Genomic DNA, 12,825 nt, shown 5'->3' with positions numbered 1-12,825 from the left:
CCCTCCTTTTCAGAATGGTCGCCACCCCACGATGGGCTTCAGAACTTACGTTCCGTTCATGATACGACCGTCGCCGACCAGCACAACCGCAGGAGCTGATCACCCCGATGAAACCGGGTACCGAGCATACCGCCATGTCAGACTTCATCCCCGCGCCTCCCAGCCAGGCGTCGGACCATCGCATCTGGGACCAGTTGCACGGTAGCGCTGATGCCCTGGCAATCAGCGAGACGGCACGGCGAACGGACGGCCTGACCCTGGTGATCACCCGTAGCACCGATGAGGCCATCCGTCTGGAGCAGGCGGTACGCTTCTACCTGGGCCTGCCCCCGGAGGAAGAGGCGGAGGCCATTACCGATGATGGCCTCGAACTGCTGTCGCTGCCGGACTGGGAAACCCTGCCCTACGACCTGTTCTCTCCGCACCAGGACATCATCTCCCGGCGTATCCGCACCCTGCACCGGCTGCCCCGGACCCGTCGCGGCATCCTGATCGTACCGGCCCGCACCCTGATGCACCGGCTGCCCCCGGTGGACTACCTGCAGGGCAACACCCTGTTGCTGGAAACCGGCCAGGGGCTGCAACCGGAGCAGTGGCGCCTGCAACTGGAGGCCGCCGGCTACCGCCACACCGAGAATGTCTACGAGCACGGTGAGTACGCGGTCCGTGGCGCCATTGTCGACATCTTCCCCATGGGCGCTACCCAGCCCTACCGGATCGACCTGTTCGATAACGAAATCGAAACCCTTCGCACGTTCGACCCGGAGACCCAGCGCTCCCTGGATCGCATCGACCGGATCGAGCTGCTGCCGGCCTACGAATTCCCCTGGAGCAAGGACGCCCGCTCCGGTTTCCGCAACCGCTGGTTCGAGTTTTTCCCCCACGCCGACCGCAATGCACCGGTCTACCAGGACGTAACCCAGGGCATCACCCCGACGGGCATCGAGTATTACCTGCCGCTGTTCTTCGATCACACCGCCACCCTGTTCGACTACCTGCCCGGGGAGACGCTGGTATTTACCGCCGATGGCCTGAACGAGGCAGTGGATCTGTTCCAGCAGGACACCGCCAGCCGATACGAGGAACGACGGCACGACCGGATGCGGCCGATCCTGCCGCCGGGCGAGCTGTTCCTGAAGACCGATGAACTGTTTGGCCTGATACGCCAGCGCCCACGAGTCACCCTGGTGGCGGGGGAAACCACCCGCTCCGGTCAGGGCATCACCTCGCTGGGGACGGAACCGCTACCCAATGTGGCCATGGACGGACGGTCCAGTGACCCGGCCTCGCGGCTGCGACAGTTCATCGGCGATTTCGATGGCCGGGTGCTGATCTGCGCCGAATCCTCCGGGCGCCGGGAGGCCCTGAAGGACAACCTGGCGGAGAACCGCCTCAAGGTGAAGCCGGTTGATGACTGGCGCGCTTTCCTCGACTCTGACGTGGACCTGGCGATCACTGTCGCCCCCCTGGAGCCGGGCCTGCTCCTGCGCCGGGGAGGCGTGGCCCTGATCACCGAAACCCTGCTGTTCGGCGAACGGGTACTCCAGCGCCGTCGCCGGGAGAAGCCCACAGAAGTGGACGACTCGGGTTACCGGGACCTGTCGGAATTGCGGGTGGGTGCCCCGGTGGTGCACATTGACCACGGCGTCGGCCGCTACCAGGGCCTGGAAACCATCACCGTGGATGGGGACGCCACCGAATTCCTGACCCTGGAGTACGCTGGCGGCTCGAAGCTCTACGTGCCGGTGGCCAGCCTGCACCTGATCAGCCGCTACACCGGCTCCGACACCGAGCACGCCCCCCTGCACAAGCTGGGCACTGACCGCTGGAGCAACGCCAAGCAGAAGGCCATGGAGAAGATCCGCGACACCGCCGCGGAACTGCTTGATGTCTACGCCCGCCGCGAGGCCCGTAAAGGCTTCCAGTTCGATGATCCCAAGGAAGCCTACCGCCACTTTGCCGCCGGCTTTCCCTTCGAGGAGACCCCGGACCAGCAGGCCGCTATCGAACGGGTGATCGAGGATATGACCGGGGAGCGCCCCATGGACCGTCTGGTGTGCGGCGATGTGGGCTTCGGCAAGACGGAGGTGGCCATGCGGGCAGCCTTTATCGCCACCTGGTCCGGCAAGCAGGTGGCGGTGCTGGTCCCCACCACCCTGCTGGCCCAGCAGCACTATGAATCCTTCCGGGACCGGTTCTCGGATACCCCGGTCACCGTGGAACTGCTGTCACGGTTCCGCAGCAGCGGGCAATCCGCCAAGGCCATCGAGAAGATTGAGGAAGGCAAGGCGGATATCGTCATCGGCACCCACAAGCTGTTACAGGGCGACATCCGCTTCAAGAACCTGGGCCTGGTGATCATTGACGAGGAACACCGCTTCGGCGTCGGCCAGAAGGAGAAATTCAAGGCGCTGCGGGCTGAAGTGGACATGCTGACACTCACCGCCACGCCCATTCCCCGCACCCTGAACATGGCTATGGGCCACCTGCGGGATCTGTCCATTATCGCCACGCCACCGGCGCGCCGCTTGTCGGTGAAGACCTTTGTCCGCCAGAAGGACACCGCCATGGTGAAGGAGGCCATCCTGCGGGAAATCCTCCGGGGCGGCCAGGTGTACTTCCTGCACAATGACGTGGCCACCATCCAGAAGACCGCCGAGGACCTGCGCAACCTGATCCCCGAAGCACGCATCGGCGTGGCCCATGGCCAGATGCGTGAGCGCGAACTGGAACAGATCATGTCGGACTTCTACCACAAGCGCTTCAACGTGCTGGTGTGCACCACCATCATCGAGACCGGCATCGACATTCCCAGCGCCAACACCATTGTGATCGAGCGGGCGGACAAGTTCGGCCTGGCCCAGTTGCACCAGCTTCGTGGTCGGGTCGGGCGCTCCCACCACCAGGCCTACGCCTACCTGCTGACACCGCCCCCAAAGGCCATGACCGCTGATGCCCGCAAACGCCTGGACGCCATATCCGAAGCCCAGGATCTGGGCGCCGGCTTCATGCTGGCCACCCACGACCTGGAGATCCGGGGCGCCGGCGAACTTCTGGGGGACGAACAGAGCGGGCAGATCGAGACCATCGGCTTCACTCTCTACATGCAGTTGCTGGATGAGGCGGTACAGGCCATCCGCGAGGGCCGCACCCCCAATGCCGACCTGCCCCTGAGCCATGGTACAGAAATGAACCTGCGCATCCCGGCGCTGATTCCCGACGATTACCTGCCGGATGTCCACAACCGGCTGATGCTCTACAAGCGGCTCGCCAGCGTGAAGAGTGAGGACGAACTGAAGGAACTGCAGGTGGAAATGATCGACCGCTTCGGCCTGCTGCCTGACCCGGCGAAGAACCTGGTGCGCCAGACCAGCCTGCGCATCGGGGCCGAGGGCCTGGGCGTGGTCAAGGTGGACGCCGGTCGCGAGTGGCTGAAGCTGGAATTCGGTAACAGCACCACCGTGGATCCACTGAAACTGGTGCAGAAGGTACAGCAGGCTCCGGACGCCTATCGACTGGAAGGTGCGAATACCTTCAGCGTACGGCTGAAAGACGACACAACCGATGGTAAACTCGACGCCATTTCATCGGTGCTGAAAGAGCTGGCCGCCTGACGGGCCCAGTCTGCCCCGGGAAAACAGGGTGTCGCCGGCTAGCCTTCGGCAACCGGGACACACCAGGAAAATGGCATCCCCGGACGGGGCCGCTGTTGGTTTCGACAAACGGATCAGGAGAACACCTTTGTACAAACCGGCCTTCACCAACGCCCAGCGTCTGCTCGCGGCCCTGGCACTGCTCATGGCCCTGGCGGCCCCCGCCCAGGCGGACAACACCTATCGCGCCGAAATCGTGATACTGAAGCGGCTGGCGGACCCAGTGCTGCCGGAACAGATGGCAGACAAACACCCGGAGCGTCAGGACGCCAGCAAGCGCCTCTGGGTGGTGGATGACCTCGGAAACGTCAGTTCCGACATCCGCACCACCAACAATCTGACCCTGAACACCGCCGCCAGCCGCCTGGAGAACAGTGGCAAATACCGGGTACTGATGAAAACCGGCTGGATCCAGCGTTTCCCGCCCAACTACAACGGCGACCCCATGCGGATCGAAGTGGGCGAGATGCTGGAGAGCGCCGGCCACCGGGCGGTTGAAGGTACCATTGAGGTCAACCGGCGCCGCTATCTGCTGGTGGACGTTCAGCTCAACCACTGGCGGGCAGCCGACGGCGCCGCCATGGAAGACACCATGGGTGGCGAGACGGGCGACAGCAGCGAGGGCAACAGCGACCAGGGCGATACCGAAGCGGAGCCCCAGGGCGTGGGCACGTCACCGGCCACTATAATGCCCGTTATGGATGGCAACCAGGGCCGGGAGCTTATCACCTGGATCCATGAGGTTCGCCGCATGCGAAGTAAGGAAATCCACTTTCTGGACTCCCCCACCATCGGCGTGCTGGTGTATTTCCGCCCGCTGGACTGACCGCCGGTAGCGGACCGGGAGCGCGCCTGGCGTTCCCGGTGCCCTGTCGGAACACCAGTGTCCTGACAGATTACTAGCCCCGGAGGTCGGGAATCACCTCTTCCAGGATGGCCTTCACGCCGGACATCCCCTCTTCCAGCGCCTGACCGATCTCCTCCATGGTGATGATGTGATCGGACTTGCCGGCAGCCCAGTTTACCGACAGTGCCAGGCAGGCATAAGGCAGCCCCAGCTCCGCAGCCAGCGCCGCCTCAGGCATTCCGGTCATTCCCACCAGGTCACAGCCGTCCCGTTCCAGCCTGGCAATCTCCGCCGGGGTTTCCAGCCGGGGCCCCTGGGTGGCGCCGTAGACCCCATGATCAACCACCATGACCTGTCGACGGGCTGCGGCCGTCAGCAGGGCCTGCCGCAGGGGTTCGTTGTAGGGATAGGTAAAGTCGATATGAGTGACGCCCTCCAACGGCGCGCCCTCCACCTGCTCGAAGAAGGTGTGCCCTCTCCCCCAGGTGTAGTCGATCAACTGGTGGGGAACGGCAATCCGGGCAGGCCCCATGGCCGGGGTGATGCCGCCCACCGCATTGACACCAATCACCTGGGCGGCGCCGGCGTCCCGCAGCGCCCAGAGGTTGGCCCGGTAGTTCACCTGGTGGGGTGGTATGCGGTGGGGATGCCCATGGCGAGCCAGGAACAGCACCGGTTGCCCCCTGAACATTCCCTTCAGCACCGGCCCTGACGGAGCCCCCCAGGGGGTTTCCACCCGATATTCGCCGGTCACTGTGAGACCGTCCAGCTCCGTCAGACCGGTACCACCAATAATGGCGATGTCATGGCCCATGGCCGTGGAGTCCGTTAATCCGCTCATTCTTCAGCCTCGTCACCCTGGGTGGTGGTCTGGCCCGATCCCCTGGGCTGCCTTACCGCGCCCCGGTCCGCAGCCCTGCCGCCTGAACGGGCGCCGCCGCCGCTGCCCTCTTCGCTTTCAGACTGCTCGTCTTCAGTCTCGGACTGATCGCGCTCCAGGCGCAAGCTGTCCGCCACATGCAGGGTGCGCGTGGGGAAGGCCACCTCGGCGCCATAGGATTCGATGATATCACTGATCTTCAGCAGCACATCCTGCTTGATCTCATGGAACTTCACCCACTGGGTGGTCTTGGTAAAGGTGTAAACCATGATATCCAGGGACGAGCTGTTGAACGCCAGGAAGTTGACAATCAGCGTCCGCCGGGTATCAATTTCCTCATGGTTCTCCAGCATTGAGCGGATATCATTTACGATATCGCTCATCTCGCGGACATCCGCATAGCGGATACCAATGGTTTCGAAAATCCGGCGGTTGTGCATACGTGACGGATTCTCCACCGCAATCTGGGTGAAGGCCGCGTTGGGCACGTAGAGTGGACGCTGGTCAAAGGTGCGGATGGTGGTGAGCCGCCAGCCGATTTTCTCAACAGTCCCCTCGATTTCCCGGTCCGGGGAACGCACCCAGTCCCCCACCTTGAAGGGCCGGTCCAGGTGGATGATAAAGCCGCCGAAGAAATTAGCCAGCAGGTCCTTGGCGGCAAAACCCACCGCGATGCCACCCACACCCCCGAACGCCAGTACCCCAGAAATGCTGTAGCCCAGGGACTGCATGATGGTCAACACCGCCGTAATGGCCACCACCGCCCGCAACAGCTTGCTGATGGCGTTCACCGTGGTGTAATCCATCGGCTGTTTCATTTTCATGGGCGAGATCAGGATCTCCTCCGCCTTCTTGATCACGCCGAAGAGGGTCCAGACCAGTATCCAGATAAAGCCCAGTTCCAGCAGCTTGCTGTTGGCCGAGAAAATATCAGCATCGGAATAGACACGGGCCACCTCGGCGGCCCAGAACACGCCCTGCAGCCAGACAAAGCCAATAGCGGGCCTCCGTAGGGCATGGAGCACGGCGTCGTCCCAGAGGTTGTCGGTCTTCTCGAACCGCCGCTCCAGCATCACGATGATCCGGCTGATCAGGAAAGCCACCGCCGCCGTGGCGAAGACCAGCCCGAACACCACAATGGCCACCCGCCAGCTCTGGGACAGCAGGTTCCAGTTGTTGACCCAGCTGCTTATCACCTCTGGCGTTTCATCCACGGGCTCAATCTCCTTTACAACGGTTGAATCAGGGTTACGGGCAGGGCCGGATGGTCACCGGCACACCGGGGCTCAGCCGGTCGAACAGGTCGATGACATCCCGGTTTCGCATGCGGATACAGCCATGGGAGCGCGCTTCGCCCATGGGCTCGGAATCCGGGGTGCCGTGAATGTAGATGTAACGACGGAAGGTATCGACACCGGGGCCGCGATTGAAGCCGGATTCCAGCCCACACAGCCAGATGATGCGACTGAGGATCCAGTCCCTCTCAGGCTGCAGGCGGGAGAGTTCCGCCGACCAGGTTTCGCCGGTGGGACGACGGGCCACGAATACCGTGGCTTCAGGCTGTCCCTGCCCGATCATCGCCCGCACATAGTGCCGCCCCCGGGGCGTGCACCCGGAATGTTCGGCTTCACCGGGACCATTGAGGGCCGTGGACACCGGCCAGCGCCGGTGTTCGCCACCGGCACCATACCAGTCCAGGGTCTGCTGCCGCAGATCAATGACAATGGCAGGCCCGGGGCCTGTGGAATGGGAATCGTCCGACAATCCTGTGCTCCTGCGTCAGGTATGGGAGCAGCAAAGGTAGCGAACCCTGCGGACAGAGGCAACCGCCGGAACATGATGTTGACCAGGTCGTGCCCTGAAGCATGTGCTAGGAAGTTACACTGGCCTCGGCGCGGGGCACCAGCATCAGGTCCTTCGCCTGCATGCCCGCCGCCAGGAACGGAATCAGGCGGGCGGCGATTTCCTGGATCGGGGTTTCAACCCCCTTCTTGGCCTGGAGAATATCCCGGAGGGCGTCACTGGACGACATGGTAAACGCGGTGGCACCCAGCATGAACTGGATCCGCCAGTACCGGTCCACGGAGCTGAGTTCCGGGGTTGCCTGTTTGAGCAGCCCCATGAAGCGGGTAAACACGCCCCTGTACTCATCCTCCAGGAAAGCGCGCAGGTGCCCCTGGGACTGGGTATAGGCCAGCCCCAGCAGACGCATGAAGATGGATATGCCGCGGTCATTGCGCTGGGGCATCCGCACCGCGCTGCCGGTCAGGGCACCGAGGATCTCCTCCACCGAAGGTGAGCGATCTCCGGGACGTGCCTCCAGCTCGTCGAACTCCGCTTCCAGGGTGGCCGAGAACGGAGTGAGAAAACGCGCAAAGACGGACTGTATCAGGGAATTCTTGGAGCCAAAATGATAGTTTACCGCCGCCAGGTTGACCCCGGCCTTGCTGGTAATCATCCTGAGTGACGTTTCGGCAAACCCCCGCTCGGCGAACAGCTCTTCCGCCGCATCGAGAATCCGGTCCACTGTATCTGACTGGGCCACAACACCTTCCCCTGAAAAACGATTGTTTTAAACATACGTTTAAAACAGAAATCTGTCAAGCACTGGCGGCCTTGTCAGGACCCTTTCCGCGGTCGGATTCATGATCCGGTTTCCGGGCTTTCCCGGCACCATCCGCCTCTCCTTCGGCAATCTCCTCCCGCACCCCCTGCCGGCCTTCCGGCTCGGTCACTGCACGGGCCACGGACTGCCAGCCCCGGTCAATGGCTTTCTGGTGCTCCTCGAAATAGACATTCTGCATCCGCTCGTAGGCCTTCTCGGCTTCCAGCATGAAGATCAGGTACAGGCGGATATGCTCCCGCCTGGACAGGGATCCCGCCAGGCGTCGCTGTTCGGACAGGTGTTTGAGGGTACTGAACCGTGGCGAAGACAGGGTCGGATTGAACTCGGACAGTTCGTTGCACTGCCAGATCAGTCCCAGCTCCCCTTCCAGGTGGGCAATGTGCTTGCGGGCGTCCCGCAGGAGCTGCTGGCGATAGAGGATCAGGTCCAGGTAGGAAGATTTCGAGCTGTACAGCCGTCGTACGAAGGGCACGCCCATCAACAGGATTACCACGAAGGCGCCGAAACCACCGCCGGCAATCCAGGCCGGCACAAAGCCTGTCATACCGCTCAGGAAGACCAGGGCGGCAATGGTGGCGCTGAGCAACCAGCTGTCACGACGGCGCCGGGCGGCATTAAGGGTGTAATTGTCGGGCCAGCCCGCCAGGGACAGGATATTGAAGTCCATCAGGTTGATGCGTTCGCACTGCCGCAATAACCGGCGCAACCGACGCTGGCGAGATTCCGCAAACCGCCGTTCCGCTTCATCGGCCCCGGAGGATGCTTCTGTGGAGGTGTCATCGCCCGATTCGGCCACTGATTCAACGCCGGTCGCTTCACCGGTGTTCGCCGGCGGATGATCGCCCGCTTCCCCGGCGTCACGTTCATCCGGGACGCTGTCGGCCCGATCCACCGGCACACCGGACGACACCTGCCCGGGGTCCGCCGGACGTCCGGGCCGCAGTACCGGCCCGCCCTGGGCCGTGGTGGTGTCGCTGTTTCTCGCTCGGGTTTCTGCCATAGCTGCCGCCGGTGTGTGCCTGGAACGGCCAGACCTGTACCGTTCTCCTACCCTCGGTTATCGCCCGGTGTACCGGTTACTTTAGGAGACTACCGGAAGGCACAATCCTGGCGCCCTGTCCGATGACTCATTATCTTTGATAGGTTACATCGGTAGGGATACACTTGCTGCCTTTGAATTGTTACGAGGTGCAACCATGTTTACCGGCATTGTTCAGGGCGTCGCCACCGTGGATTCCGTCGACTCCCGCCCCGGCCTTACCACCTTTGTGATCGCCTTTCCCCCCGGATCCGTGGATGGCGTAACCATTGGCGCCTCCGTCTCCATCGACGGCACCTGCATGACGGTCACCGCCCAGCAAGGCAACCGGCTCTGGTTCGATGCCATGCAGGAAACGCTGCGACTCACCACCCTGGGCCGGCTCACCCCGGGCAGCCGGGTCAATTTCGAGCGGGCGGCCCGCATTGGCGACGAGATCGGTGGCCACTTGCTGTCCGGGCATGTCCATACCACCGCCCGCGTTGTGGGCCGGGAGCAACCGGAAAACAACTGCACCCTCACCTTCGAGGTGCCGGAAGCCTGGCACAAGTACCTCTTTGCCAAGGGTTACATCGCGGTCAACGGCGCCAGCCTGACCATCGGCGATGTGGAGGACGGGCGCTTCAACGTGCACCTGATACCGGAAACCCTGCGCGCCACCACCTTTGCCGATGTGCAGGTGGGAGACGAGGTGAATATCGAGGTGGACAGCCAGACCCAGACGATTGTCGATACGCTGGCCCGGATGGGATACGACAAGCCGCCGCGCTAACGGGTTTGATTGAAGGGGGCCGCTAACGGGGCCTGGACGCCCGGAAAACGACAAACTTCGGCGATGCCCGCAACTGCCGGACATCGCCGAAGACCGAACGAAGGCTTCGGTGGTAGCCCAGGTGTCGGTTACCCACCATCAGCAGCTCGCCCCCCTCGTCCAGGCATTGCGCTGCCTCGGCGAACAGGCGCAGGGCGATATGGTCGCCCACCACACCCCCCTCATGGAATGGCGGATTCAGCAGGATACGCTGGAACCGACCGGCATCCGCCGGCACGCCATCGGAATGGACCAGGCGACATTGTTCCCCGGCCACCCCCAATGCCCGGGCGTTGGCGCTGGCACTGAGGACGGCCTGGGAGGAAATATCCGCAAAGGTCACCGACAGGTCCGGCCTGGCGGACAGGGCCTCCAGGCCCAGCACGCCGTTGCCACAGGCCAGGTCCAGCACCCTGCCCCCCGCCGGCAGTGGGCTGACGGCGTCCGGAATCAACGGCAACAACTCCCGGGTGCCGATATCCAGACGTTCCCGGGCGAATACCGCCGGCAACGCCCGGATCGACAGACCGGACCCCGGCGTGGCGTATCCCTTCCAGAGTCCGCCCCAGCCATCCAACCCGTCGGTGCCGGGACGGCACAGCACCATGCGGGCCTTTTTCCGGGCCGGGAACACCGTCTCGGTGGTAACCCGTTCCTGGTAAAGTCCCGCAGCCTGTTCCGGCAGGTGCTTGATCATCCCACCGGTCAGCAACCAGCCGTCCGGACGCAGGGCCCGGTTGACCCATCTCAGCAGGAATTCCAGGTAGTCGAGCTGGCGTGGTACCTTCAGAACCACCGCATCAAAAGGCCCACCCTCGTCCATTGGAGCTTCGCCAAGGCCCGGTTCGTCCAGCCAGCTCCGGACTGGGGGCACAGCCAGGTTATTGGCGGTCGCATTGTGATCAAGGGCATCCACCAGGGAAGCACTGTCCGCGATAACCGTGGGCACGAAGTCCGCAAGCCCCAGGGCCAGGGCACCAAAACCATCATCCACCACCGCCACCCGGTCACCGGGTGTAAGCCTCTGACGGGCTTCGGCCACCAGTTGTTCATCGGCCGCGTCCCAAGCCCTCAGGTCCCGACCGCCGCCATGGGGGCGCCGCAGGTTGAGGACCCGGTCGCCAACGGTAAAACCTGTGTTGCAATCAGCCTGGGTCAAGACAACACCCGGGCCTGGTAGACCGCGAACCGCCGGTCTTCGAACAGTGTCTGACAGGGTCCGATACACTGTTCCAGCAGAGGCTGGTAAGGCAGGAAACGGTTGGCCACCAGCCGCATCTCGCCACCTGGCTGGAGGTGACGGCGGGCCTCCCGCAGGAAGCGTTCGGTCATGGAGGTATCAGTGCGCACGCCGGAGTGGAACGGCGGGTTCGTCACGATGGTCCGGTAACGGCCCAGGTCAGCGGGCAAGCCATCACTGGCAATAATCTCACCCCGGGCACCGTTACGCTGGTAGGTCTGCCTGGCGCACATTACCGCCTGAGCCTGGACGTCCACGCCATCCACCGGCCCCAGGTCGGGGTTGCGGGCCTGTAGCCAGGCGCCGATCACCCCGGAACCACAGGCAAAATCCAGCACCGGCCCGGCAACCGGCACGTCCGACAGGCTTTCCAGCAATCGTGCGGTGCCCTCGTCCAGGCGGCCATCACTGAAGATGCCGGGCATGTTCGCCACCGCCAGTTGGATGCCTGCCGCATCGAGTTCGTGCCACTGGAGCCAGGCAAGCGGATCAAACGCTCCTGCCGCGCCGGCCAGGCTCGCAACCCAGACCTGGCAATGCCGGGCACTGTCCACCTTGCGGGCGTCCGGCGCCAGGGCCTGTAACTGCCGGGCGGCGCCGGCAATGCCCTCGCGCTTCTCGCCCACCAGTACCAGTCGGCCGCCATCAACCAGCAGCGCCCGGGCCATGGCCAGTTGCATCTCCAGTGCCTGGCGGGCCTTGGGAACAAACAGCACCAGGGTATCCAGGGGGCGGTCCCACTCATCGGGCAGATCATAACCGAAACTGACCCGGCAGCGGTCAGAGCCTGTCAGGGCATCCGCCAGACCGGCGTGCTCGGTGACCACCAGCGCCGGTGCGTCACCAGTTTCCAGCCCGGCGGGAAGGTGCGGTACGGGCAGGCCAATCAGCCCCACCCGCCCGCTCATCAGGTCGGCATTGCGCTCAAGCGCCGCAATGGCGTTGAGGCCGCTGGAGGGTTCGCTCATGGATCGGCACGGCGGGCAGAACGTACCGGCTGGCCGATCAGTTCCCCGATGCTACGCTCCTTGATAGACGCCTGGTCCGCCTCGCTGCTGATGCTGAGCCCCAGGTCCCGCAGCAGGCCGTCGGCCACATCGTAGATAAAACCGTGCACGGTGAGCGGCTGCCCCCGTTTCCAGGCGTCCTGCACGATGCTGTTCTGGCACACGTGCTCCACCTGCTCCACCACGTTCAGTTCGCACAGGCGGTCCACCTGGTCCTGTTCCGACGGCTGCTGGTCCAGCACTTCCTGGTACTTGTCGCGCACATCCTGTACATGACGCAGCCAGTTGCCGATCAGGCCAAACCCCTCGTCCTTGAGGGCAGCCCGGACACCGCCACAGTTATAGTGCCCCACCACCAGTACATGCTTGACCTTGAGCACCTCAATGGCGAACTGAAGCACCGACAGGCAGTTGAAATCGGTATGGACCACCACGTTGGCCACGTTACGGTGGACAAACAGTTCACCCGGCATCAGATCCACAATCTGGTTGGCGGGTACCCGGCTATCAGCGCAGCCTATCCATAGGTATTCCGGTGCCTGCTGGTTGGACAGGCGATGAAAAAAGTCCGGGTCTTCCTGCTTGATGCTATCCGCCCATGCCTGGTTGCTTTTCAGCAGATTTTCCAGTGTTTTCATGCCTTCGGTCTCCGTTCAGCCTCAATGGTCGCGGACAAGATTGAACGGCATTTGCCGGTGAATCGCAATACCCCCTTGGTCCCA

11 protein-coding genes are annotated in these 12,825 nt (G+C 63.4%); 3 read left to right on the top strand and 8 right to left on the bottom strand.

Annotation, left to right across the window (positions count from 1 at the left end):
- Nucleotides 1-107 precede the first annotated feature (107 nt).
- Nucleotides 108-3,614 carry a transcription-repair coupling factor gene (gene mfd, locus ACJO2E_RS13145; protein WP_406964408.1) on the top strand — a complete coding sequence of 1,169 codons (3,507 nt, stop codon included), beginning with the start codon at nucleotides 108-110 and terminating at the stop codon, nucleotides 3,612-3,614.
- A gap of 127 nt (nucleotides 3,615-3,741) precedes the next feature.
- Nucleotides 3,742-4,479 (top strand): CsiV family protein, encoded by a 738-nt coding sequence (locus ACJO2E_RS13140; RefSeq protein ID WP_406964406.1) that lies wholly within the window; start codon nucleotides 3,742-3,744, stop codon nucleotides 4,477-4,479.
- A 73-nt stretch (nucleotides 4,480-4,552) separates the two neighbouring features.
- On the opposite strand, the gene ACJO2E_RS13135 is transcribed toward ACJO2E_RS13140, so the two are convergent.
- The 5 genes from ACJO2E_RS13135 to ACJO2E_RS13115 form a co-directional block, all read right to left on the bottom strand.
- A complete protein-coding gene (locus ACJO2E_RS13135) occupies nucleotides 4,553-5,341 on the bottom strand; it encodes an S-methyl-5'-thioinosine phosphorylase (RefSeq protein ID WP_406964405.1) in 789 nt (262 codons plus the stop codon).
- On the bottom strand, nucleotides 5,338-6,594 hold the full coding sequence (locus ACJO2E_RS13130) for a mechanosensitive ion channel family protein (RefSeq protein ID WP_406964403.1): 1,257 nt from the start codon (nucleotides 6,592-6,594) through the stop codon (nucleotides 5,338-5,340). The genes ACJO2E_RS13135 and ACJO2E_RS13130 overlap by 4 nt, the downstream gene beginning before the upstream one ends.
- Nucleotides 6,595-6,628: 34 nt before the next feature.
- Nucleotides 6,629-7,099 carry a L,D-transpeptidase family protein gene (locus ACJO2E_RS13125; RefSeq protein ID WP_406964779.1) on the bottom strand — a complete coding sequence of 157 codons (471 nt, stop codon included), beginning with the start codon at nucleotides 7,097-7,099 and terminating at the stop codon, nucleotides 6,629-6,631.
- A 151-nt stretch (nucleotides 7,100-7,250) separates the two neighbouring features.
- On the bottom strand, nucleotides 7,251-7,925 hold the full coding sequence (locus ACJO2E_RS13120) for a TetR/AcrR family transcriptional regulator (protein ID WP_406964402.1): 675 nt from the start codon (nucleotides 7,923-7,925) through the stop codon (nucleotides 7,251-7,253).
- Nucleotides 7,926-7,980: 55 nt separating this feature from the next.
- Entirely contained in the window at nucleotides 7,981-9,006 is a 1,026-nt protein-coding gene (locus ACJO2E_RS13115; RefSeq protein WP_406964400.1) for a hypothetical protein, read from the bottom strand.
- Between the two features lie 196 nt (nucleotides 9,007-9,202).
- Between ACJO2E_RS13115 and ACJO2E_RS13110 the strand changes: the two genes are divergently transcribed.
- Nucleotides 9,203-9,817, top strand: a complete 615-nt coding sequence (locus tag ACJO2E_RS13110) for a riboflavin synthase subunit alpha (RefSeq protein WP_406964399.1) — start codon at nucleotides 9,203-9,205, stop codon at nucleotides 9,815-9,817.
- Nucleotides 9,818-9,839: 22 nt separating this feature from the next.
- On the opposite strand, the gene ACJO2E_RS13105 is transcribed toward ACJO2E_RS13110, so the two are convergent.
- The 3 genes from ACJO2E_RS13105 to can are packed head-to-tail and all read right to left on the bottom strand — an operon-like array spanning nucleotide 9,840 to nucleotide 12,741.
- The gene (locus tag ACJO2E_RS13105) at nucleotides 9,840-11,015 is read right to left on the bottom strand and encodes a class I SAM-dependent methyltransferase (protein WP_406964397.1); all 1,176 of its coding nucleotides are present in this window, start codon (nucleotides 11,013-11,015) and stop codon (nucleotides 9,840-9,842) included.
- On the bottom strand, nucleotides 11,012-12,064 hold the full coding sequence (locus tag ACJO2E_RS13100; protein ID WP_406964396.1) for a class I SAM-dependent methyltransferase: 1,053 nt from the start codon (nucleotides 12,062-12,064) through the stop codon (nucleotides 11,012-11,014). Before ACJO2E_RS13100 ends, ACJO2E_RS13105 begins: the two co-directional genes overlap by 4 nt.
- On the bottom strand, nucleotides 12,061-12,741 hold the full coding sequence (gene can / locus ACJO2E_RS13095) for a carbonate dehydratase (protein ID WP_406964395.1): 681 nt from the start codon (nucleotides 12,739-12,741) through the stop codon (nucleotides 12,061-12,063). Before can ends, ACJO2E_RS13100 begins: the two co-directional genes overlap by 4 nt.
- Between the last annotated feature and the right edge of the window lie 84 nt (nucleotides 12,742-12,825).

It is taken from the genome of Marinobacter shunpengi (genome assembly GCF_045449695.1).
GTDB lineage: Bacteria > Pseudomonadota > Gammaproteobacteria > Pseudomonadales > Oleiphilaceae > Marinobacter.
Note: the sequence above shows the minus strand (reverse complement) of the source record. Positions and strands in the feature narration are given on the sequence as shown.

Coding starts and splice junctions, on each gene's coding strand:
- ACJO2E_RS13135 (WP_406964405.1), bottom strand. CDS start 5,341: ATGAGCGGATTAACGGACTCCACGGCCATGGGCCATGACATCGCCATT.
- can (WP_406964395.1), bottom strand. CDS start 12,741: ATGAAAACACTGGAAAATCTGCTGAAAAGCAACCAGGCATGGGCGGAT.
- ACJO2E_RS13110 (WP_406964399.1), top strand. CDS start 9,203: ATGTTTACCGGCATTGTTCAGGGCGTCGCCACCGTGGATTCCGTCGAC.
- ACJO2E_RS13100 (WP_406964396.1), bottom strand. CDS start 12,064: ATGAGCGAACCCTCCAGCGGCCTCAACGCCATTGCGGCGCTTGAGCGC.
- ACJO2E_RS13115 (WP_406964400.1), bottom strand. CDS start 9,006: ATGGCAGAAACCCGAGCGAGAAACAGCGACACCACCACGGCCCAGGGC.
- mfd (WP_406964408.1), top strand. CDS start 108: ATGAAACCGGGTACCGAGCATACCGCCATGTCAGACTTCATCCCCGCG.